The sequence below is a fragment of the Mesorhizobium kowhaii genome (assembly GCF_003253745.1).
Classification (GTDB): Bacteria; Pseudomonadota; Alphaproteobacteria; order Rhizobiales; family Rhizobiaceae; genus Mesorhizobium; species Mesorhizobium kowhaii.
The window spans coordinates 189,571-211,872 of record NZ_MZXV01000085.1 but is presented as its reverse complement, the minus strand read 5'-3'; the positions used below and the strand labels follow the sequence as shown (position 1 = coordinate 211,872).

The window sequence follows — 22,302 nt, the reverse complement described above, 5'->3', positions numbered from 1 at the left end:
GTGGGGCGAAAGACATGCCGATTACGCTGCTTGACGGAATTCTCGTCGGCTTCACCCTGGTCTCGGCGATGCTCGCCATGGTTCGCGGCTTTTCGCGCGAAATCCTGTCCGTCGTCTCCTGGGCAGCGGCGGCAGCGGCGGCGTTCTTCTTCTACAAGCCGGTCCTGCCTTACCTCAAGCCTTACATCGACAACGAAAAGATCGCCATGGCGGCTGCCGCCGGCATCGTCTTCGTCATTGCGCTGATCGTCGTCTCGGTCATCACCATGAAGCTCGCCGACTGGATCATCGATTCCAGGATCGGCGCACTCGACCGCACGCTGGGCTTCCTCTACGGCGCGGCACGCGGCATTCTGGTCGTTGCCGTCGCGCTGCTGTTCTTCAACTGGCTGGCTGGCGCCAAGGCACCGGCCTGGGTCACGGATGCCAAGTCGCGGCCGTTGCTGGAACAGATCGGCGCCAAGCTCGAAAGCCTGCTGCCCGAGGATCCGGAAAACGCCATCCTCAAGAAGCTCAATCCGAATCAGCCGGCTGCCGAGACGCCCGCGGCTCCGGACGCACCGGCGGCGGATGCTCCGGCAGGTGGCGACGATGCCAATACGCCCGCTCCGGACGATGACGCCGCAACACCGCCCGCGGACAACGCCCCGGCCAATCCAGCACCAGCTGCACCGGCAAACTGACGCCCGGAACGGGCGCCGTGAACTGACGATGGTGTGAACGGCTGCACGGTGTGCGTTGCTTTCGACGCGAACCCGCATTATATGGCGATTTTAGCGGAGCTTAAGATGGCAGACGCAGACGACGTGCTTTCCGCCGAGGCCGACGACCATTTCCACGACGAATGCGGCGTGTTCGGCATCTTCGGCCGGCAGGATGCGGCAGCCATCGTCACACTTGGCCTGCATGCGCTGCAGCATCGCGGCCAGGAAGCCGCCGGTATCGTTTCCTATGACGGCACCCAGTTCCATGTCGAACGCCATGTCGGCCTGATCGGCGACACCTTCACCAAGCAGCGCGTCATCGACAGCCTGCAAGGCAACCGCGCCATCGGCCATACGCGCTACGCCACCACGGGCGGCGCCGGCATGCGCAACATCCAGCCCTTCTTCGCCGAACTGGCCGATGGCGGCTTTGCCGTCGCCCACAACGGCAACCTGACCAACGCCATGACCGTGCAGCGCGCGCTGCAGAAGCAGGGCGCGATCTTCTCGTCCACCTCCGACACCGAGACGCTGTTGCACCTTGTCGCCACCAGCAAGGAGCGCGATTTGAACTCGCGTTTCATCGACGCGGTGCGCCAGGTCGAGGGCGCCTTCTCGCTGGTGGCGATGACATCCAAGAAGATGATCGGCTGCCGCGATCCGCTCGGCATCCGGCCGCTGGTGCTCGGCGATCTCGACGGAGCCTGGATCCTGGCGTCCGAAACCTGCGCGCTCGACATCATCGGCGCGCGTTTCGTGCGCGATCTCAAGCCCGGCGAGATGGTCGTCGTCACGTCCAAGGGCATTGAAAGCCTGTTCCCGTTCGAGCCCCAGAAGACCCGCTTCTGCATTTTCGAATACGTCTACTTCGCCCGGCCGGATTCCTCGGTCGAAGGCCGCAACGTCTATGAGGTGCGCAAGCGCATCGGCGCCGAACTGGCGCAGGAAAGCCCGGTCGAGGCCGACATCGTCGTGCCGGTGCCGGATTCCGGCACCCCGGCGGCGATCGGCTTTTCGCAAGCCGCCGGCATTCCCTTCGAGCTCGGCATCATCCGCAACCACTATGTCGGCCGGACCTTCATCCAGCCGGGCGATTCGATCCGCCACATGGGCGTCAAGCTGAAGCACAACGCCAACCGCCGCATGATCGAGGGCAAGCGCGTGGTGCTGGTCGACGACAGCATCGTGCGCGGCACCACCAGCCAGAAGATCGTGCAGATGGTGCGCGACGCCGGCGCCAAGGAAGTGCACATGCGCATCGCCTCGCCGCCGACGCGCGCCTCCTGCTTCTATGGTGTCGACACGCCGGAAAAATCGAAGCTTCTGGCATCGCGCATGTCGGTGGAAGAAATGGCCGAGTTCATCCGGGTCGATTCACTCGGCTTTCTCACCATCGATGGCCTTTATCGCGCCGTCGGCGAGGCCAGCCGCGACAACGACCAGCCGCAATTCTGCGATGCCTGCTTCACCGGCCAGTACCCGACCCGCCTGCTCGACTTCGAAGGCCACGACAATGTGCGCACGCTGTCGCTGCTGGCGACGAGCGGGTCTTAGGATTGCCGGACCGTCATCTGCGTTAGTCAAATTCCCGGAATCCATCGCATGACCCTCGACCTTACCGGCCGCGTTGCGGTCGTCACCGGCGCCTCGCGCGGCATCGGCTATTTCATCGCCAAGGACCTGGCTGCCGCCGGCGCGCATGTCATCGCGGTTGCGCGCACCGTCGGCGGGCTGGAAGAGCTCGACGATCAGATCAAGGCGGCCGGCGGCCAGGCGACGCTGGTGCCGCTCGACCTCGCCGATATGGCCGGCATCGACCGGCTGGGCGGCGCCATCCATGAACGCTGGGGCAAGCTCGACATTCTCGTCGCCAATGCCGCCGTGCTCGGCGTCATCTCGCCGATAGGCCATGTCGAGGCGAAAACGTTCGAGAAGGTGATGACCATCAACGTCATCTCGACATGGCGGCTGATCCGCTCGGTCGACCCGCTGCTGCGGCTCTCCGACGCCGGCCGCGCCATTTTGCTGTCCGCGAATTCGGCCCACTCGGCGCGCGCCTTCTGGGCCCCCTACGCGGCATCAAAGGCTGCGGTCGAGACGATGATGCGCTCCTGGGCGCATGAGACGCAAAGCCTGCCGCTCAGGGTCAACGCCGCCGACCCAGGCGCCACCCGCACCGCGATGCGCGCCCAGGCGGTGCCTGGCGAGGATCCCGCAACACTGCCGCACCCCTCGGAGGTCGCCAAACTTATCGTGCCGCTGGCCAGCCCGGACCTGAAAGAGACCGGACTGATCTTCCAGGCCAAGCACAACCGCTTTGTCGCCTATCGTCAGCCGGAATAGCTGCTTTTTTGCCGGAAGATTTTCGGCACTGCCGACGTTCTTCGAATGTCAGACATTCGAACCCTGAACGGAGGACACCATGCGCAGAGTGCTTCTCGCCACCGCCGCCGCCCTGATCGCAGCCGCGGGCGCTGCCGATTCGCAAGACGCAACGATGAGCTTCTTCGTCACCAGCGTTGGCTCCTGCAAGGGTGCCGACCTCGGCGGCCTCAAGGGTGCGGACGCGCATTGCGCCTCGCTGGCGGAAGCCGCCGGCGTCAACGGCAAGAGCTGGGCCGCCTATCTGTCGACCAGCGACACCGACGCGCGCGACCGCATCGGCAAGGGGCCGTGGGTGAACGCCAAGGGTGTGAAGATCGCCGACGACGTCGCCTCATTGCACAGCGACACCAATGGCATCACCAAGCAGACGGCTCTGAACGAGAAGGGCGAAGTGGTCAACGGCCGCGGCGACACGCCAAACCGGCACGACGTGCTGACCGGCTCCAAGCCCGACGGCACGAGGATCGCCGACCAGACCTGCGGTGACTGGACGCTGAGCGGCGCCGAAGGCGCAGCCATGATGGGCCATCACGACCGCACCGGCCTCGACGATTCGGCGGCTGCCAAATCCTGGAACTCCTCGCACGCGTCGCCGGGCGGCTGCAGCCAGGAGGCGCTGAAAGGCACCGGCGGTGACGGCCTGGTCTATTGTTTTGCCACCAACTGAGCCCGCTTGGACCTCAGGAATTGGGACTAGAATCCACCGTATCATCACGCGGCTGTGATGTGACGGTGGAAGGCTGCGCGGCGGTCATGCTTTCGTCATTTCCATGGAGTTGGTAGAAGTAACGACTCCCGCAACAGACGCCCTGGCTGGGCAGAACAAGGAAATTCCCCATGGCTTCGACCGTAGCGTTGGTCTGGTATCTGGTAATCGCCGGCCCGCAGGGCGGCATGGTCGTGCTGCCCAGCACCTTCGACAAGCGCGAACAGTGCACCGCCGCCATCACCGAATATCAGAAGCAGCCGACACCGACCGGCTGGTCGGTGCAATGCGTGCCGAGCGCCTCGCCCTTCACCGACGAGGGCGACGCCGAAGAGCCGGCGGCGCAGTAAGCATCAGGCGCACGAGATCCGTGGCCGGCGGCCGCGGATTTCGTGGCGTTTCAGCGCCGTGTGCTCACCGTAAGCTCCGGCTTGCTGTTGATGGTCTGGAACACCACGCAATAGCGCTCGGTCAGCTTCAGCAGCGAGTCTATCCGCTCCTGCGGCTCGTCGGTGTCGAGACTGAAATTGAGCCGGATGGCGCGAAAGCCGACCGGCGCATCCTTGGCGACACCGAGCGTGCCGCGAAAATCAAGGTCGCCTTCGGCTTCTACCGTGGCGGCGCCGAGCTTGAACTCCAACGCCGTCGCCACCGCCTTCAGCGTCACCCCGGCGCAGGCCACCAGCGCCTCCAGCAGCATGTCGCCCGAGCAGAGCTCGAGCCCTGAGCCACCGGTCGCGGGATGCAGCCCGGCGATTGTAATCGCCCTGCCCGTCTCCACCTTGCAGGCAACCGACTGGTCGTCGATCGACCCTTTGGCGCGAAGCGTGATCAGCGCCTGCGAAGCGTCGTCGCGATAGGCCTGCTTCAGCGGCGCCTGCATGGCCTTCAGTTCGGTGGCATCCATTTTCGTTCCTTTCGACAGTCTTCGGTGCCTTCTTAGCATTGTGTTGCGAGGTATGTGCAGACCCTTGGATGCGCTGGAGGACAGCGCAAAGGAACGCGGCGCCAGGAGACACAGACCATTGCCACAAGCCATTTCCTTTGACTTCGATCGCCTCGGCCATACCTATGCGACAGTCGTTCCCGGAGGCGTCATGCGTACCAGGCTGAAACTCATTCCCGCCATCCTGCTGATACTCACCGCTCTCGTGCAACCCGTCTTGGCCGAAACAGCCGAGCGCCCTGCGCCGACGGATGGCGTGCTGTCGTTGCTGCCGCCCGCGCAGACCACGGACCATTCGATCACCATCGCCGGGCGCAGCCTGCAATATCAGGCTACGGCCGGCACGCTGTCGCTGCTTTCCGGCAAGGGCGAGGTCACGGCGGAGATCTTCTATGTCGCCTACACGCTGCGATCGCCGGCGGGCGCGGTGAAAGACTCGCGGCGCCCGATCACCTTCGTGTTCAACGGTGGCCCGGGAGCCGCGTCCGCCTATCTGCATATCGGCGCGCTCGGACCGCGCGTGATAGCCACCGGAACCGAGGGGGAATTCCTGCCTTCGCCGCAAAAACTCATCGACAATCCGGACAGTTGGCTCGACATGACCGACCTCGTCTTCGTCGATCCGGTCGGAGCCGGCTACAGCCGCGAGGCACCGGGCCAGGACACGCACGACTTCTGGGGTGTCAACCAGGATGCCAGTTCAATGGGGGCTTTCATCCGGCTCTATCTTGCTCAGAACAGCCGCACCGGATCTCCGTTGTTCCTCGCCGGGGAAAGCTATGGCGGGTTCCGGGCGGCGCTGCTCGCCAGGACACTGCAAGAGGATATCGGCATCAGTCCAAGCGGCATCTTGCTGATCTCGCCAGCGCTCGAATTCATGCTTGTCCAGCCCGACGAATTCGAGCCGCTGCATTGGGCGCTCGAACTTCCCTCGCTGGCGGCGGTGCGCCTGCACGCCGAAGGCATTGGTGACGAGGCGCTGCGGGAGAAGCTCGCCGAGGTCGAGCACTACGCGTTGGGCGATTACCTTGCGGCTCTCGCCAGCGGGCTGGAGCAAGGCGGGCGGCTGGCGAGCCAGCGCGTGGCGGAGATCACCGGCCTGCCGCTCGACCTCGTCCAGCGGAACTTCGCCCGCATCCCGACCGGACTGTTCGCAAGGGAGTTCGCCCGCGCCAGCGGCAATGTGCTCAGTCCTTATGACGGCACGATCGCGACTGCCGATATCGCGCCGGAGAGCGCCGGCATTGCCGGTCCGGATCCGGTGCTCGACCGCAGCGTCCCGGCACTGACCTCGGCTTTCGTCGGCTACGCCCGTGACGAACTGAATTTCCACACCGATGTCAGCTACCGGTTGCTCAACGGCGATATCAGCCACAATTGGGATTACGGCATCTCGCGGCAAGGCTATGCCGGCGTGATGGATGATCTGCAGCGAGCGCGCTCGCTGAACCCTGCGCTCGGCGTGGTCATCGTCAATGGCTACACCGACCTTGTCACGCCTTACCTGGCTTCGCGCTACTTGGTGAGCCAGATCCCGTCACTCGCCAACGCCAAGCCCATCCGTCTCGATGTCGTCGAGGGCGGGCACATGATGTATTTCAGACCCGACGGTCGTCGCCGCGCTGAAAGAGGCCGCTTCGGAACTCTACCAGCCGACGCAGTAAGGTTCGCAACGCAGCTCGCCAAGGAACCCCTGCCCCAACGCAAGCATGAGGCTGGCGTAGCGCTGCGCCGGCTTTCGCCCGTATAGCTTGGTGCCAGAGAGCTGACTTCCCAGGCTCTTTACATCGCTCCTCGCAGCATTTCTGTCGCCTCCCGCACCCTAGGTTCCGCGCCTTATGGCCGATGTCGCCATTCTTGAAACACGCGAAAGGGTCCTTGCCGGGATCCTGCTGACGGGGGCGGCCTATTTCCTGTTTTCGACGCAGGATGCCTCGATCAAGCTGCTGGTCACCGGCATGACGGTCTGGCAGATCATGTTCTTTCGCAGCATCACCATTCTCGGCGCCTGCGCGGCGATCGGCGGGCGACGGCTGTTTGCCGACACGGTGCGATCGCCGATCGTGCGGCCGATGCTGGTGCGCAGCGCCTTCACGCTCGCCGCCTGGCTTTGCTACTACAATGCCGCGCGCAGCCTGCAGCTCGCCGAACTGACCACCGTCTATTACGCGGCACCGATCATCGTCACCGTGCTTTCGGTGGCGATGCTCGGCGAAAAGGTGCCGATGCTGCGCTGGCTTGCGGTGCTGATCGGCTTTGCGGGCGTCTTCGTCGCTTGCGACCCGACCCATCTCGGCCTGTCCGTGCCGGTGCTGCTGGTGCTGGCGGCCGCCGGTCTGTGGGGTATCGCCATCGTGCTCTTGCGCAAGACCGCGCTTGCCGAACGCTCGATGATCCAGCTTCTCCTCAACAACTTCTATTTCCTGCTCTTTTCGGCGGGGCCGGCGCTGCTCTGGTGGCACACACCGGACCGGCGCCAGTTGCTGCTCCTCGCCAGCGTCGGCGCGCTCGGCGGGTTTGCGCAATATCTTCTGTTCGAAGGCATGAAGCGAACGCCGGCTTCGATCCTCGCACCCCTTGAATACACCTCGCTGCTGTGGGCGTTCGCGCTCGGCTTTGCGATCTGGGGCGACGTGCCGCGCCGCGAGGTGTTTCTGGGTGCTGCCCTTATCGTCGCCGCCGGGCTGCTGATTGTCGGCACCGAGCATTTCCGCAAACGGCTATGATGTGGATCGCCATCACTGCTGACGCTACGATGTCAGGATGCAACGGCGTAGGCTGGCGGTATGAGTGACATTGCAGCCACGACGGACAGCACCGCCGAACGCACGCTGGGTATCCTGCTGGTGTCGTCGTCGGCGGCGGTGTTCGGCCTGACCGGGGTGCTGACCAAGTCGATCCATGCTGACCCGCTGACCATCACCTGCTGGCGCGGCTTTGTCGGCTCGATCCTGATCAGCCTCTATGTGCTGTGGCGCCGCCACCGCTCCGGCGGCCGCGAAACGCTGCGCCTTGGCTGGCGCGGCTGGCTGCTGGCGGTGGAAGGGGCGCTGGCCAGCATCGCCTTCATCTCGGCCTTCAAGTTCACCTTCGTCGCCAATGTCGCGATCATCTATGCCACCGCGCCTTTCGTCACCGCGCTGCTGGCCTGGGTCCTGACGCGCGAGCCGTTCCGCCTGCAGACGATGGTCGCTGCCGCCGTGTCGCTGTGCGGCGTGGCGATCATGGTCTGGTCCGGCTTCGGCACCGGCAATCTGTTCGGTGACGGGCTGGCGCTGCTGATGACCATCGGCAGCGCGCTCTACATGATCATGGTGCGCGCCTTCCGCGACACGCCCGTGGTCTGGGCCGGCGCGGTGTCGGCCTTCCTGCTGTTCGTGCTCGGCTGGTTCGTTACCGATCCGCTGGCGGTTTCACCAAGGGATGCCGTTCTGCTCGTCACCTTTGGTGTCTCCTTCGCGCTGTCCTCAGTCCTGTGGACAGAAGGCGCGCGGCTCATTCCAGCCGCCGAATCCGGGCTGCTCGGCTCGGCCGAAGTGCCGTTCGCGATCCTGTTTGCCTTCCTGTTCCTGGGCGAGATCGCACCAGCCGCCAGCATGATCGGCGGCGCCATCGTGTTGTGCGCGGTGTTTGCCCATGCCGGGCGGGATTGGCTGATGGCCCGCTCGCAACGCATGGCGTCAAATATTTCGTAAAAAAGTTACACAGTCACGGAACCATCATCCGGGTCAGGCATTATTGATGTGACGGGCCACCCCCAAGTCCCCCCAAACCCCTCGGCCCGTCCTACTTCGAAGCCGACCGCAAGGTCGGCTTTTTCTTTGGCGCCTAATCCGCCACGAGACCCGATCTCGTCGCTTCAACCAAGGAGCCCGGGCAGAGCCAAGTTACCGCTGAGCAGTGCAGCCAGATCGGATGCCGGACCATCGGCACCGGAGCGCAGCCGAATGGCGAATTCAGCCGTCGGAACCTGTGGCAGGCCAAGTTCGCGCGGCGCTTCGACAATGCCGGAGTGGGCAAAGCGCGCCGTTCGAAGCGTCAGCGCAACACCCGCATTCACGGCCGTGCGCAGGCCGGCCAGGCTGGCGCTGCCTGCGGCGATGCGGTAACGGCGGCCGGCCCCATCGAGTGCGCCAAGTGCGGCTTCGCGAAAGCCGCAATACGGATCGAGCAGCGCCAGCGGCAATTCTTCCTGGCGCGAGGCCAGCCCCTTTTGCGAACACAGCCATATCATCGGCTCGCACAGCACGCCGACTTCGTCCGGCGTTGCCACCTGGCGCATGACGATTGCCAGATCGAGCCCGCCGGACTGCATCGCTTGCGCCAGTTCGGCGGAGCGACCGACACGCAATTCGATCCTGACGCGCGGATGACTGACGGCGAAGGCGCGCAGCAGCTCGGGCAAACCGCTGTCGGCAAAATCCTGCGTCGTACCGATGGCAACGCGCCCGGCAGCCCGTGCACCCTTCAACGCCAGCCATGCCTCGCGGTGCGCGGCAAGGATGCGCCTTGCATGGCCGACGAGGTCCTCGCCGGCCGGCGTCAGGCCACGGCCCCGGCCCTGCGGCGCCAGAAGCGGTTCGCCGACGATTTCCTCAAGCCGCTGCATCTGAGCGGTGACCGCCGAGGGTGAACGGCCGACGCTTGAAGCCGCCTGCGCCAGCGTGCCGCTGTCGACGAAAGCGAGAAAGGTCCGGAGCAGATCAGGATCGAGCGTTTCCATAGTTCGATAATATCGAATCTTCAGTTAAAAACAATTCGATTTTTTTGATTCAACGTTAGTGGCATGGTCTCTCCAACGGCGATCAGACGCCGCTCAAACCAAGGAGAAGAAAAATGCCCATCATCAACATCAGCGTCACCGGCAAACCTGATGCCGCCCTGTCCGCCAGGATCGCCAGAGAAATCACCGAGATCACCGCCGCGCAGCTGCGCAAGGATCCGACCATCACCGCGGTTGCCGTATCCTATATCGACCCGCAGCACTGGTTCGCCGGCGGCAAGTCATTGGCCGAGCATGGCAGCAACACGTTCTGGCTCGATATCAAGGTGGTCGACGGCACCAACACCAAGCTCGAACTGGAAGCCTATCTGAAGACGATCTTCGACGCCTTTGGCCGCCTGCTGGGCGGGGTGCACGAGGAAAGCTATGCCTTCGTGCACGAAGTGCCGGCCGCCGCCTATGGCTATGGCGGCAAGACGCAGGAGTTCCGTTTCATCAGCGGGCGGTTGAAGGCGGCGTAGCTCCTTCTTCCCACAAGGGCAGAAGGAAAAAGCTCCGCATTGACGTTGCTCCCACATCGTCTAGATTCTGGCCGAAGCGGCCGCAAAAAGAGCCGCGATCCTAAAATCGTTGGGAGAGACGCGGCATGATCCTGACACTGGCGCTGCTTGCGGGTCTTGTTCTGGCCTGGCTGCTGATCGGCGTGGTGGAGAAATTCCGCCTCGGCCTGCGTTTCACCCAGGCACTGCTCTATGTGCCGTTCAAGCTCGCCTACCGGATCAGCGACAACCGCATCAGGATCGCCCGCAAGGCGCAGGTGCCCGTCATCTACGTCATTTCGCACCAATCGCGTTTCGAGCCGGCGCTGATGCTGTCGCTGCTGCCGGACGACACGCTGCATATCCTCGACGAGGTCTCGGCGCGGTCGCCATGGCTCGAACCGTGGCGCGAGCTTGGCCGCACCATCGCCTTCAACGCCGAGCATGTCTTCGTCAGCCGCCGGCTGGTGCGCGTGCTGAAGGGCAAGGGGCGGCTCGCCGTCTATCTGCCGGATGCGGTCGAGCCTGACGTCAAGACGTTTCGCCTGTTTCGCGCCGTCACCCGCATCGCCATGCAGGCCGATGCCAAGATCGTGCCGATCTTTGTCGCCGGCGCGCGCAGCCTGCCGGTGTCGCTGACGCCGGCGGACAAGGCACCGCGGCACTGGTTTCCACAGCTGTCGATCAGCGTGCTGGAGCCGATGACCATCGCCGAACTGGTGGCGCGCAACCCCGACCAGGCCTCGAACACCAACGCGCTGTTCGACCGTGTCGCCGAGGCCCGGCTTTTCGGCACCGACCTCGATCGTGGCCTGTTCCTGGCCATGCGCGATGCCGCAACCCGTGTCGGCGCCTCGCACCCGATCATCGAGGATGTCATCTCCGGCGCGCTGAGCTACCGCAAGATGTTCATCGGCGCCCGCGTCCTGGGCCGCCGGTTCGAGGCGGTGACGGCGCCGGGCGAAGCGGTCGGCCTGCTTCTGCCCAACGCCAATGGCGTGGTGCTGTCGTTTGTCGGCCTGCTGTCTGCCGGCCGGGTGGCGGCAATGATCAACTACACCGCCGGCCCGGCCAGCGTGACCGCCGCGGTGCGCACGGCGGTGATCCGCACGGTTGTCTCCTCCCGTGCCTTCGTCGAGAAGGCCGACCTCGGCGACATCGTCGCGGCGGTCGAAAACGGCGGCGCCAAGCTGCTTTGGCTGGAGGATGTGCGGGAAAGCGTCGCCGCGCTGGACAAGCTTGCCTCCGCCTTGCTGTGGCGCTGGCCGCTGCAGCGGCAGGATGCGGCCAAGCCTGCGGTGATCCTGTTCACCTCGGGGTCGGAAGGCACGCCCAAGGCGGTGGTGCTGTCGCACAGGAACCTGCTTGCCAACGCCATGCAGGCCGAGGCGCGCATCACCATCTCGCCCGCCGATATCCTGCTCAACGTGCTGCCGGTGTTCCACTCCTTCGGCCTGACGGGCGGCACCATCCTGCCGCTGGTCACCGGGGTGAAACTGTTTCTCTACCCCTCGCCGCTGCATTACAAGATCATCCCGGAGGTCGCGCGCAAGGCGAAGCCGACCATCATGTTCGGCACCGACACGTTCCTCGCCAACTATGCGCGCACCGCCAAGGACGGCGATTTTTCCAGCCTGCGTTTCGTCGTCGCCGGCGCCGAGGCGGTGAAGCCGGAAACCCGCCGCGTCTATCGCGAACGCTTCCAGGCCGAGATCATCGAAGGTTTTGGGCTGACCGAAGCCGCACCGGTGGTTGCCGTCAACACCGCCATCCATGGCCGCGATGGCACCGTCGGCCGGCTGCTGCCGGCGATGCGCATGAAACTGGAGCCGGTCGAAGGCATCTCCGACGCCGGCCAGTTGTGGCTCGACGGACCGAACCTGATGATCGGCTACATGACTGCGGATCGCCCGGGCGAATTGCAGCCGCTGACCGGCTGGCATGATACTGGCGACATCGTTGCCGTCGACCGCGAGGGCTTCATCACCATTCGCGGCCGCGCCAAGCGCTTCGCCAAGATCGCCGGCGAAATGGTGTCGCTGGGTGCTGTCGAGATGCTGGTGCAGTCGCTGTGGCCGGAAGAACGCCATGCGGCGGTGGCGGTGCCGGACAAGAGGCGTGGCGAGCGCATCGTGCTGGTCACCACCGCCGACGATGCCAATCCCGACGAGTTGCGCAAGTTCGGCAAACAGGCGGGTGCCGCCGAACTGATGGTGCCGAACGACATCGTCAAGGTCGAGGAAATCCCGCTGCTGGGTTCCGGCAAGACCGACTATGTGTCAACGAGAAAGCTGGCGATCGACAGGCTGGGCCTCGGCGTTGCGGCCTGAAACTACAAAGACCTGATCGAGAATTCGAGAACCGCTAACCGATGTCCGAAGGTGGCACCTTCTCGCCTTCCTGCCTGGCGCGCTTTGAATAGGCGCGCACGCTGAACGGCAGGAAGAGTAGATAACCGGCGACCGAGGCGGTCAGCGTGTACCAGGGATAGGTCATCAGCAAGAGCACGTAGAGCACGACACCCAGGATGATCGGCAGCACCTTGTCGCCCGGTATCCTCAGGCTCTTGCCGGAATAGACCGGCAGCCGGCTGACCAGCAGGAAGGCGACCAGCACGGTGAAGCCGGTGGCGACGAAGGCAGCCGGGCGACTGGGCTCCAGACCTGTGCGCAGGAAATAGAGATAGAGCGGCAGCATCACCAGCACGGCGCCCGCCGGCGCCGGCACGCCGACGAAATATTCGGACTGCCACACGGGGCGTTCGGCCTTCTCGTCATCGAGCACGTTGAAGCGAGCAAGCCTGAGCCCGCAGGCGATGGCGAACAGAAGTGCTGCGATCCAGCCCGGCGAACCCGCGCGGTCGAGCAGGAAGGCATAGAGCACCAGGGCGGGCGCAACACCGAAGTTGACGATGTCGGCCAGCGAATCCATCTGCGCGCCGAATTTGGAGGTCGCCTTCAGCATCCGCGCCAGGCGGCCGTCAATGCCGTCGAGGAACGCCGCGAGCAGCACCATCACCACTGCCGGCTCAAAACGGCCTTCGAAGCCAAAGCGGATGCCGGACAGGCCGGCACAGATGGCAAGCACGGTGACGAGGTTGGGCAGCACCATGCGCATCGGGATTTCGCGGATGCGCGGGCCGCCGCTGGCATGGGCCTCGAACTTTTTGTATTGCGTGCCCACCGGTCAGGAAATCCGCACTAGAGGGGTGCCGGCGACACCGCCGAATTCGGCCAGCACGGTTTCGCCACCGACCGCGGTCTGACCAACGGCAACGCGCGGCGTGGCGGTCAAGGGCAGGAATACGTCGACGCGCGAGCCGAAACGGATCAGGCCAAAGCGCTCGCCGATGGCGATGGAGCCGCCGGTCTCGGCCCAGCAGACGATGCGTCGCGCCACCAGGCCGGCGATCTGCACGGCAGCGACCGTGCCGTTGGGGCTCTCGATGACCAGGCCGTTGCGCTCGTTCTCGGTGCTTGCCTTGTCGAGTTCGGCATTGAGGAATTTTCCGGGCCGATGTTCGATCTTGGCGATACGGCCACGCACCGGGGCGCGGTTCACATGGCAGGAAAAGACGTTCATGAACACCGAGATGCGGGTCATCTCGACATTGCCGAGGCCGAGTTCGCGCGGCGGCACCGCCGGTCCAACCGCCGAGATGATGCCGTCGGCGGGGCTCACCACCAGGCGGTCGTCGACGGGCGTGACGCGCTCGGGATCGCGGAAGAAATAGACGCACCAGGCGGTCAGGATAAGGCCGATCCAGAACAGGATCGACGAGAAATAGCCCAGGAAAAGCGTTGCCGCGCCGAAGGCCGCGATAAAGGGATAGCCTTCGCGATGGATCGGTACGAACGCGTTCTTGACCGTATCGACAAGGCTCATCGGGCTGGGGCAGGCTCCGTTTCAAGTCCGGCCTCAATAGCCGAAAGCCCAATTCACCGCAACGCAACAATCGGCAAGGCCGCATTGGCCGCAATTGGCGGGAGCCGTGCGAACTGAAATTGTTGCGCGGTGCCTGTCGGCAACCCGTCCTTCCGCCCGTCCTTGGTGAGACGGCGTCTTTCATGGACCGCTCGGCCGTGATGACGCGCGCAACAAGGATTACCCACACATGCAGAAACCATCAGCCCCTCAAACACGTCTCGTCACGGAAGGCCTCGCCTTCGGGGAATCGCCACGCTGGCATGACGGGCGCCTGTGGCTCTGCAACTGGGGCACCGGCGAGATCGTCGCCGTCGACGCCGGCGGCAACAGCGAGATCGTGCTCACAGTGCCCGCCGTCCTGCCCTACTCCATCGACTGGCTGCCGGATGGCCGCTTGCTCGTCATCTCTGGTCGCGGGGGCTTGCTGCTCAGGCAGGAAGCCGACGGCGCGCTCGTTACCCACGCCGATTTGCGCAATCTGTCGAAAAGCCCGTGGAACGAGATCGTCGTCGACGGGCGCGGCAACGTCTATGTCAATGGCGGCGGCCCGGTGCCGGCTCCCGGCCAGCATTTCGGCCCTGGTACCGTCGTGCTGATCACGCCGGACGGCGCGGTCCGGCAAGTGGCGGAAAATATCGCCTTTGCCAACGGCATGGCCATAACCCCGGACAACAGGACGCTGATCATTGCCGAATCGCACGCCAACCGGCTGACCGCCTTCGACATCGCCGCGGACGGCACCCTGTCCAACCGCCGCGTCTGGGCCGATCTCGACGGTTTTCCCGACGGTATCTGCCTCGATGCCGAAGGCGCGGTCTGGTATGCGGATGTCCCCAACAAGCACTGTGTGCGGGTGCGCGAAGGCGGTGAGGTGCTGCAGACCGTCACTATCGATCGCGGCTGCTTTGCCTGCATGCTGGGCGGTGCGGACAGGAAAACGCTGTTCATAGTCGCCGCCGAATGGCGCGGCTTCGAGCATATGGTCAGCGAAGCCCGCACCGGTCAGGTGCTCAGCGTTGAAGCGCCGGCACCTGGCGTCGGCTGGCCGTAGAAGCCTTACCTACACCCCGGGGATCCGCTGATAGTTAGCGATATCAGCCCGAACACCGAGCCGGGCGATCGTCTCCTGTGGATTGAAACCGGCACGCGCATGCTCGGCCGTGACGATCGGCACGACCCGGTCAACGGCCGACTGGCTCTCCCATTCGACGATCGTGACAAGGTTGAATTCGCCCGGTCCCGAGAATTGCTCGAGCAGGAAATCCTGCACGAAGCCATCCTGCCGGCGCAGCACCTCATGCGTTGCCTTGACCTTGGCGAGTATCTCTTCGCGGGCGGCGGCCGGGACGACAAACTTGTCCACCCTGAACACGCTGCCACCATCAGCGCTCTGATTTGTCTTGCTCATTTCGATTGTTCCGTTCTTGGATCTTGGTGTTTCCGGGCTCCAAGAACGGCCTACAATCTCAACTTGAGTTGAGGTCAAGCGGAAAAGTCAGTGCCTCCCAAACCTCAATTCACCTCCGACGTGCGGCGGCGAACGATGACGCCAAGCTCGTCGCCCTCGCGGGCGATGCGCAGCCGCTCCTCGGCTTCGGTCGCTTCGCGCTGGCGGTCCCACATCGAGGCGTAGAGGCCGTGCTTGCGCATCAGCTCGGCATGGGTGCCGCGCTCGGCGATCTGGCCATCCTGCAGCACGATGATCTCGTCGGCCGAAATCACCGTCGACAGCCGGTGGGCGATGACGATGGTGGTGCGGCCACGGCTGACCAGATCGAGCGCGGCCTGGATCTCCTGCTCGGTGTGGCTGTCGAGCGCCGAAGTTGCTTCGTCGAGCATCAGGATCGGCGGCGCTTTCAAAATGGTGCGGGCGATCGCCACGCGCTGTTTCTCGCCGCCGGAGAGCTTCAGCCCGCGTTCGCCAACCATCGACTTGTAACCATCGGGCAGCCGCTCGATGAACGGGCCGATCTGGGCAAGTTCGGCCGCCTTGCGCATGTCGTCTTCGCCGGCGCCGATGCGGCCATAGCGGATGTTGTAGGCGATGGTGTCGTTGAACAGCACCGTGTCCTGCGGCACCATGCCGATTGCTCCGCGCAGGCTCTCCTGCGTCACGTCCCTGATATCCTGGCCGTCGATCAGCACCTGGCCGCCCTGGACGTCGTAGAAGCGGAACAGAAGCCGCGATATCGTCGACTTGCCAGCGCCTGATGGCCCGACAATGGCGACCGTCTTGCCGGCCGGCACCTCGAAGCTGATGCCCTTCAGGATTTTGCGGTTCGGGTCATAGGAGAAATGCACGTCGCGGAACTCGACCTTCCCGGCGCTGACGGCGAGTGGCTTGGCATCCGGTCTGTCGACGATCTCCTGCGGCACATCCAAAAGGTCGAACATCTGCTCGATATCGGTCAGCCCCTGGCGGATTTCGCGGTAGATGAAGCCGATGAAATTGAGCGGCACCGACAACTGCATCAGCATGGCGTTGATGAAGACGAAGTCGCCGACCGTCTGCGTGCCGGCCTGTACTTCCAGCGCCGACATGCACATGACGATGACGGTGCCGAGGCCGAAGATGATGCCCTGGCCGAAATTCAGCCAGCCGAGCGAAGTCCAGATGCGGGTCGCGGCAATCTCGTAGCGCGCCATCGAGCGGTCAAAGCGCTCGGCCTCCATGCCTTCGTTGTTGAAATATTTAACCGTCTCGTAATTGAGCAGCGAGTCGATCGCCTTGGTGTTGGCGTCGGTGTCGCTGTCGTTCATGTCGCGGCGGATCGAGATGCGCCAGTCGCTGGCCCGCACCGTGAACCAGACATAGACCCATACGGTGACCGCGACGACGACCACGTATTTCCAGCCATAGGTGTAGGCGAAGATGCCGGTGGTCAGCGCGAATTCGAGGATGGTCGGCGCCGTGTTGAGCATGATGAAGCGTACGATCGTCTCGATGCCCTTGGTGCCGCGCTCGATGATGCGCGACAGGCCGCCGGTGCGCCGCTCGAGATGGAAGCGCAGCGACAGTTCGTGCATGTGGACGAAGGTGCGGAAGGCGAGCTGGCGCACCGCGTACTGGCCGACGCGGGCAAACAGCGCGTCGCGCAGCTGGTTGAAGCCAAGCTGCACCAGGCGCACGACATTGTAGGCGACGACCAGCATGACGGGCGCCAAAAGGAAGGTCGGCAGCGGCGGCACGGACTTGGCGTCGCCGGCCAGTGCGTCGGTCGCCCATTTGAAGAAATAAGGGCCGGCGACCAGCGTCAGCTTGGCGACGACCAGCAGAAGCGTCGCCCAGGTGACCCGTGCCCGGAGATCGGCACGGTCCGCCGGCCACATGTAAGGCCACAGATTGAGCAGCGTCTTGAAGGTCGAGGAGTCGGAGACGGTTTTTTCGGCCATTTTGTGCCTTCTTCTTATTTTCAGCGGCCGGAGCAGCAGGAATTGACGAGCGCGGCGACCGATGCGGAAACATCGGCAAGCGCGGCGTGGTCGACCGCATAGCGCGAGCGCTGGCGATCAGGCTCGAAGCGGACCAACCCGGCTTCGACCAGTATCTTCAGGTGTTGTGACACGGTGGATTGCGCCAGATCGAAACGATCGACGACTTCGCGGCAGCAACAGGAGTTGCTGGCCGACAGGTGTTTTATGATTTCGATCCGTGCCGGATGTGAAAGGGCGGCAAGCCTTGCGGCGACAACGCGGCTGTCCGGGGCGCAGTTGCGCGGCGCGGGGCGGCATCCGTCTGTTTCGAAGGGGGATTCGGTCATCGTCCATCGGCGATAAACGATGACCGGTTCTGCGGCAAGCTGCCCTTATGGGCAGATTTGGCTGCTAGGTCGTTGGAATGTGAGAGCTGAACCAATCGAGCACCAGCTGGGGGTTTTTTCCGAAGTAGTTATATCCTTCGAAACGCTGGTCTGTCCCTTCGATCCAGAAGAGTTTCTTGTCCTCGGAGGAGATGGTGTCGTAAATTTCCTGCACATTGGAGGGCTTGGTCAGGAAATCATCGCGGACCTGCGCGACGAGTGTCGGAACAGTCACTGCCCTGGCATAGTCCATCGGCCAGACGTCGGCGAGGTGAAAGCCGGTCTGCTTGTGAAAGGCCACGTCGAACAGATCAAGGCCATTGGCGATTTTCTGGTTTTCGACCGCTGTTTCGACGAATACCGCCGGCGTCACGGGCTGCAAGGCGATCATCGCCTTGATGTGGGCGAATTCCTCCGGGTGCTTCTTCATGCCCACGATGGTGGCATTGGCTCCCAGGCAGCGGCTGTAAAGGGCCGTCTTCATGTCCTTGGTATCGGGCCGGGATTTCGCGTAACGCAGCGATCCGATGACGTCACGATATTCCAGCACGCCGTGGCCATTGATGCCGCCGCTGCCCATCCCGCTGCGACCATGGTTGCGCATGTCGTAGGTGATGATGTTGTAGCCTGCATCATGCAGGAGCTTGTATTCCGGCAGGAAATTCACTTCGAAGCCGCCGAAATTTTTCCACGGCTCCAGATGCCCCGGGTAGCCGTAGCGATTGCAGGGCATTGGGTGATTGAAGATGAGCAATCTGTCCGATTGGGCAGGGATGAACCAACCCTCGATCGTCACGCCATCCATCGCCGGAAAGAAGATCTCCTCGTATTCCATGCCGTATTCATTCGGCCACCTCAGGATCGGAGTGCGGGTTGAGTGTGCCATCAAATCGGCAAGGCCATTGATGAACTCTTCGGATTTGGCATCGGTCATGGTTGCACCCGTTTGCATTTGATTGTCCGCAGCCGTCGCAACTGCGGATGAGGCGGCGATGATAGGGAGAGCGGCAAGCGCCACCCCCGCTTTCAGAAGCTGCCGGCGGTCATTCGAGAGAGCGCCTTCCTGCTGAACAGAATTGTCGCGCTGGTTGCCCATGTGGGCCTCCTTGATGGTTGTTGAGATGTCGATGTCCGTTGGGATTTGAGGCGAGGACACACTCGGTGCTGCCCCGCCCTATTCGCCCCTTATGGCTGCGGAGGGACAAACCCTTCCGTGATAACAACCGTGCCTTCGGTCGAGGCGACGCGGAACTTCCTCGCCGCCGTATATTCGGGAGAATTGTAGAAGCGCTGGGCGTCGGCCAGGCTTGGAAACTCGGCTATGGCGATGACCTTTTTCGGCTGGCCTTCCACAGCGGTCGCGTTGAGGTTGAAGACGATGATCTTGCCGCCGTATTTCGGAGCTAGCGGGCCCGCCTCTTCCATATATTTCTGGTAACCCGCGTCATCCTTGATCGTGTAGTTGGCGATCATGTAGCCGGGCGCCTGCGTGTTCTGCGCATAGCCTGTTGCTGCGAGAGCGATGGTGACGGCCGTGGCTGCAGCCGCGCCGATGGCGAGTTTCTTCATTGTATAATTCCTTTGGCTTTGGGCGCTAGAATGAGCCGTCTGTCGACCTGGACAGATCCTCGTAAGCGCTCAGTTGCTCAAGGCGTCCTTCGAGGACCGGCTTGAACGCCGCAAGGGCGTCGCTGCCGGCCACGAACTGCCTTGGCGGATTCTCCATCCCGGCAAGTTTGACGAAGACAGCGCCGAGCCTGGCGGGATCCCCTTGCTGTTTGCCGTCATAGCCCGACCACATGTCTTGGGCAGTGCCTTCAGCCGCGTAGTCCTCGATCGTGCTGGCGCTATATTTGGCGTTCTGCGCATCGAGGAGGTCCGTGCGGAAGAAGCCCGGTGCGACCATCACGATCTTGATGCCGAACTGTTCGACCTCCTGCGCCACCGAAAGGGAAAGGCCTTCGACCGCGAATTTGGCAGCGCTGTAGGCGCCGCAATGCTTGAAGCCCATTATGCCGGCAAGCGAACTGATGTTGATGATCCGGCCCGAGCGCTGTTTGCGCATGACCGGAAGAACCGCGCGCATGACGTGGATGACGCCGTACAGATTGGTCGAGATCAGTCCCTCGATCTGGGCGGTGCTCAATTCCTCGAAATTGCCGAGCAGGCTGTAGCCGGCATTGTTGACCAGAACGTCGATGCGTCCAAATACCTTTATCGCCTCGTCGACCGCAGCCCTCGCCTGTGCTTCGTTGGCGACGTCCAACTGGACGCACACGAGCCTGTCGCCTGCGACATCGCTCAGCGCATTGCGGACCTTGTCGAGATTGCGGGCAGTCGCGATCACCCGATCGCCCGCCTTCAGGGCCGCCCTGGCGGTGGCGGCGCCGATGCCGCTGCCGGCACCCGTGATGAACCAGACCTTGCTCATATCCAACTCCTTGTCTTCAATGGACAGGAGATAGACTGCACAGCTTATCCTGATTAGACGCTATTATCTGCATGAACTTAGAAATGGGATTGATAAATGCGTCATCGCCAGTCGAAAACCGCTACCCTTTGTAGCGGAGCGCTTCGATCAGGACGGCGAAGGCCGGGGTTTGTTGTCGTCTGCTTGGATAATAGAGGTGATAGCCGGAGAATGGCGGGCACCAATCGTCCAGCACACGGATCAGACGTCCGTCGGCAACGTGCTGGGCAACCTGAGTTTCGAAGGTGTAAACCAGCCCCAGTCCGCCGAGGGCAGCGTTTACCAGCATCTCATTGTCGTTGATGACGAGTGACCCGCTGACCCGAACCTCAAGCTCGACGCCGTCACGCTCGAACTCCCAGGCATAGAGCCCGCCTCCTGCGCTTTGCCGGTAGCTGACGCAATTATGGTTGCTCAAATCACGCGGCGTTTGGGGGACCACACGGGCGGCAAAGTAGGTTGGGGAGCCGACCACCGCCATGCGGATGTCGGCGCTCACGCGAACCGCAACCATGTCTTTCTCGACCTGCTCGCCGACGCGGATGCCCGCGTCGAACCGGCCGGCGACGATGTCGGTGAGCCCTTCATCGACATTGATCTCGACAGCGATGTCCGGATATTCCGGCAGGAGCTTCAGCAGGACAGGCCAGAGCACCGTTCTTGCCGCATGGCGGAAGGTGGTGATGCGGATTGTGCCCGCAGGCTTGTCACGAAGTGCGGTGAGCTGAGCGATTTCATTGTCTATATGGTCGAATGCCGGACGCAGGCTGTGAAGCAGCTTTTCTCCGGCGTCGGTCAGCGACAGGCTGCGCGTCGTTCGTGAGATCAATCTGACTTTGAGCCGCTCCTCGAGCATGCGGACGGCGTAGCTCAGTGCTGACTGGGATAGGCCAAGCTTTGCGGCGGCACGTGTAAAGCTTCCCTCTTCGGCGACCGCGATAAACATGGCCAGCTCGCTGAAGTCGCCTTTTCTCATTTATAAGCCTTGCTTCTGACTGCGCGTCGATTATAGCGCCCAATCGGCATGTTCGTCCTCAGCTATTTGTTCCCCCGACGGCCACTGACCGATCGCGGCCGAAGCACCCAGATAGCGGCTAACGCTTTGAGATGGATTTCTCGATCCCTGGGATATCGGCAATCTGTTCAGCCAAAAAGTCGACCAGTAGGCGGACCCTTGCGACGGCCGCGCGCTCCGGGACAATCAGCATGTTCAATGGGACGGAGGGCAGCGAATAGTCCACCAGTATCGTCTCGAGCAAGCCTGCCGCCAAAAGATCGTCGACAAGCCATCGATGAGCCGGTGCGATCCCTCGGCCCGCAACCAGGGCCTCGCGTGCAGCCAGTCCATGGTCGATGCGCAGTCGCCCCGCGAAAGGCACCATATGGAGCTCGCCGCCCGCGCCTTGCAAAGCAAGAGTTTCGCTGCCCGCCACGTTCGACATCCGGATGCCCTCATGTCGAGAAAGATCAGGTGGGATGACCGGTCTCCCTCGCGCCGCCAGATAATCCGGCGACGCCACAAGCAGACGCCTTGATTGGCCGAGGGCGCGTAGCTTCAACGAGCTGTCCGTGAGTGGCCCCAGGCGAAGCGCGATATCGACGCCCTCCCGGACGAGATCAACACGCTCGTCGGTGAGGCTGAGGTCAATTCCGATCTCGGGATATCGATCCTGAAAGGCGAAGATGAATCGGCTGGCGTGCAAGACCCCGAAGGCCGCCGTACAGGATATCCGGACGGTGCCCGCCGGCGCGCCGCGCGCGCCCCGCGCTTCGTCGCCGGCCTGCTCCACAAGGCGCAGGATCTGGATGCTGTTTGCATAGTACCGGCTACCCTCGTCGGTCAGCGTGACCCGCCGGGTTGTCCTGCTGAGCAAAGGCACACCCACCGCCTCCTCGAGTTCCTGCAAATGCCGCGTGACCGTCGATTGCCCGATGCCCAGTTCATTGGCAACCAACGACAGCTTGCCCCGTTCTGCGACGCGAACGAAGGTGCGCATGCGTTCGAGCGTGATATCCGATTTATCCATTATTCGGCACAATCTTATCCATTACCAATGCGTAGCGGATTTCATCGATATTGCCTACCTGATGGACAGGTTTTC

At 63.2% G+C, this 22,302-nt stretch carries 23 protein-coding genes; 11 read left to right on the top strand and 12 right to left on the bottom strand.

Annotated features, from left to right (window positions below):
- Nucleotides 1-14 precede the first annotated feature (14 nt).
- The 5 genes from B5V02_RS39080 (at nucleotide 15) to B5V02_RS39060 (ending at nucleotide 4,145) form a co-directional block, all read left to right on the top strand.
- Nucleotides 15-683: a CvpA family protein gene (locus B5V02_RS39080; protein WP_111549231.1), complete on the top strand. Its 669-nt coding sequence runs from the start codon at nucleotides 15-17 to the stop codon at nucleotides 681-683.
- Nucleotides 684-788: 105 nt separating this feature from the next.
- A complete protein-coding gene (gene purF / locus B5V02_RS39075) occupies nucleotides 789-2,258 on the top strand; it encodes an amidophosphoribosyltransferase (protein ID WP_111549230.1) in 1,470 nt (489 codons plus the stop codon).
- A 48-nt stretch (nucleotides 2,259-2,306) separates the two neighbouring features.
- Nucleotides 2,307-3,047, top strand: a complete 741-nt coding sequence (locus B5V02_RS39070; RefSeq protein WP_111549229.1) for an SDR family NAD(P)-dependent oxidoreductase — start codon at nucleotides 2,307-2,309, stop codon at nucleotides 3,045-3,047.
- 79 nt (nucleotides 3,048-3,126) lie between these two features.
- The gene (locus B5V02_RS39065; protein ID WP_111549228.1) at nucleotides 3,127-3,756 is read left to right on the top strand and encodes a hypothetical protein; all 630 of its coding nucleotides are present in this window, start codon (nucleotides 3,127-3,129) and stop codon (nucleotides 3,754-3,756) included.
- Nucleotides 3,757-3,926: 170 nt separating this feature from the next.
- Entirely contained in the window at nucleotides 3,927-4,145 is a 219-nt protein-coding gene (locus tag B5V02_RS39060; RefSeq protein ID WP_111549227.1) for a hypothetical protein, read from the top strand.
- A gap of 50 nt (nucleotides 4,146-4,195) precedes the next feature.
- On the opposite strand, the gene B5V02_RS39055 is transcribed toward B5V02_RS39060, so the two are convergent.
- The gene (locus B5V02_RS39055) at nucleotides 4,196-4,702 is read right to left on the bottom strand and encodes an OsmC family protein (protein WP_111549226.1); all 507 of its coding nucleotides are present in this window, start codon (nucleotides 4,700-4,702) and stop codon (nucleotides 4,196-4,198) included.
- A gap of 190 nt (nucleotides 4,703-4,892) precedes the next feature.
- Between B5V02_RS39055 and B5V02_RS39050 the strand changes: the two genes are divergently transcribed.
- The 3 genes from B5V02_RS39050 (at nucleotide 4,893) to B5V02_RS39040 (ending at nucleotide 8,436) form a co-directional block, all read left to right on the top strand.
- A complete protein-coding gene (locus B5V02_RS39050) occupies nucleotides 4,893-6,491 on the top strand; it encodes a S10 family peptidase (RefSeq protein WP_245446395.1) in 1,599 nt (532 codons plus the stop codon).
- Nucleotides 6,492-6,579: 88 nt separating this feature from the next.
- A complete protein-coding gene (locus B5V02_RS39045) occupies nucleotides 6,580-7,467 on the top strand; it encodes a DMT family transporter (protein WP_111549225.1) in 888 nt (295 codons plus the stop codon).
- Between the two features lie 60 nt (nucleotides 7,468-7,527).
- Nucleotides 7,528-8,436, top strand: a complete 909-nt coding sequence (locus B5V02_RS39040) for a DMT family transporter (RefSeq protein ID WP_111549224.1) — start codon at nucleotides 7,528-7,530, stop codon at nucleotides 8,434-8,436.
- 164 nt (nucleotides 8,437-8,600) lie between these two features.
- Here B5V02_RS39040 and B5V02_RS39035 read toward each other — a convergent pair whose 3' ends face one another.
- A complete protein-coding gene (locus B5V02_RS39035) occupies nucleotides 8,601-9,464 on the bottom strand; it encodes a LysR substrate-binding domain-containing protein (protein WP_111549223.1) in 864 nt (287 codons plus the stop codon).
- A 113-nt stretch (nucleotides 9,465-9,577) separates the two neighbouring features.
- Between B5V02_RS39035 and B5V02_RS39030 the strand changes: the two genes are divergently transcribed.
- On the top strand, nucleotides 9,578-9,985 hold the full coding sequence (locus tag B5V02_RS39030) for a tautomerase family protein (protein WP_111549222.1): 408 nt from the start codon (nucleotides 9,578-9,580) through the stop codon (nucleotides 9,983-9,985).
- A gap of 125 nt (nucleotides 9,986-10,110) precedes the next feature.
- Nucleotides 10,111-12,333 (top strand): AMP-binding protein, encoded by a 2,223-nt coding sequence (locus tag B5V02_RS39025; protein WP_111549221.1) that lies wholly within the window; start codon nucleotides 10,111-10,113, stop codon nucleotides 12,331-12,333.
- A 34-nt stretch (nucleotides 12,334-12,367) separates the two neighbouring features.
- Here B5V02_RS39025 and B5V02_RS39020 read toward each other — a convergent pair whose 3' ends face one another.
- Nucleotides 12,368-13,186, bottom strand: coding sequence for a CDP-alcohol phosphatidyltransferase family protein (locus B5V02_RS39020; protein WP_111549220.1), 819 nt, complete (start codon nucleotides 13,184-13,186; stop codon nucleotides 12,368-12,370).
- 3 nt (nucleotides 13,187-13,189) lie between these two features.
- Entirely contained in the window at nucleotides 13,190-13,888 is a 699-nt protein-coding gene (locus tag B5V02_RS39015) for a phosphatidylserine decarboxylase (protein WP_111549219.1), read from the bottom strand.
- A 229-nt stretch (nucleotides 13,889-14,117) separates the two neighbouring features.
- Here B5V02_RS39015 and B5V02_RS39010 point away from each other — a divergent pair, with 229 nt between their 5' ends.
- Nucleotides 14,118-14,981: an SMP-30/gluconolactonase/LRE family protein gene (locus tag B5V02_RS39010; RefSeq protein ID WP_111549218.1), complete on the top strand. Its 864-nt coding sequence runs from the start codon at nucleotides 14,118-14,120 to the stop codon at nucleotides 14,979-14,981.
- Between the two features lie 9 nt (nucleotides 14,982-14,990).
- Here the strand turns inward: B5V02_RS39010 and B5V02_RS39005 are convergent, their stop codons facing one another.
- The 8 genes from B5V02_RS39005 to B5V02_RS38970 form a co-directional block, all read right to left on the bottom strand.
- Nucleotides 14,991-15,338, bottom strand: coding sequence for an antibiotic biosynthesis monooxygenase (locus B5V02_RS39005; RefSeq protein WP_111549217.1), 348 nt, complete (start codon nucleotides 15,336-15,338; stop codon nucleotides 14,991-14,993).
- Nucleotides 15,339-15,442: 104 nt separating this feature from the next.
- Complete coding sequence (locus tag B5V02_RS39000; RefSeq protein WP_111549216.1) at nucleotides 15,443-17,323, bottom strand: ABCB family ABC transporter ATP-binding protein/permease; 1,881 nt, start codon at nucleotides 17,321-17,323, stop codon at nucleotides 15,443-15,445.
- A gap of 20 nt (nucleotides 17,324-17,343) precedes the next feature.
- On the bottom strand, nucleotides 17,344-17,691 hold the full coding sequence (locus B5V02_RS38995; protein WP_111549215.1) for an ArsR/SmtB family transcription factor: 348 nt from the start codon (nucleotides 17,689-17,691) through the stop codon (nucleotides 17,344-17,346).
- Between the two features lie 64 nt (nucleotides 17,692-17,755).
- Complete coding sequence (locus B5V02_RS38990) at nucleotides 17,756-18,826, bottom strand: alpha/beta hydrolase family protein (RefSeq protein ID WP_111549214.1); 1,071 nt, start codon at nucleotides 18,824-18,826, stop codon at nucleotides 17,756-17,758.
- A gap of 89 nt (nucleotides 18,827-18,915) precedes the next feature.
- Nucleotides 18,916-19,299 carry a DUF1330 domain-containing protein gene (locus B5V02_RS38985; protein ID WP_111549213.1) on the bottom strand — a complete coding sequence of 128 codons (384 nt, stop codon included), beginning with the start codon at nucleotides 19,297-19,299 and terminating at the stop codon, nucleotides 18,916-18,918.
- 25 nt (nucleotides 19,300-19,324) lie between these two features.
- On the bottom strand, nucleotides 19,325-20,161 hold the full coding sequence (locus B5V02_RS38980; RefSeq protein WP_111549212.1) for an SDR family oxidoreductase: 837 nt from the start codon (nucleotides 20,159-20,161) through the stop codon (nucleotides 19,325-19,327).
- A 121-nt stretch (nucleotides 20,162-20,282) separates the two neighbouring features.
- Nucleotides 20,283-21,176: a LysR family transcriptional regulator gene (locus B5V02_RS38975; RefSeq protein WP_111549211.1), complete on the bottom strand. Its 894-nt coding sequence runs from the start codon at nucleotides 21,174-21,176 to the stop codon at nucleotides 20,283-20,285.
- 118 nt (nucleotides 21,177-21,294) lie between these two features.
- On the bottom strand, nucleotides 21,295-22,227 hold the full coding sequence (locus B5V02_RS38970) for a LysR family transcriptional regulator (protein ID WP_111549210.1): 933 nt from the start codon (nucleotides 22,225-22,227) through the stop codon (nucleotides 21,295-21,297).
- Nucleotides 22,228-22,302: the final 75 nt, after the last annotated feature.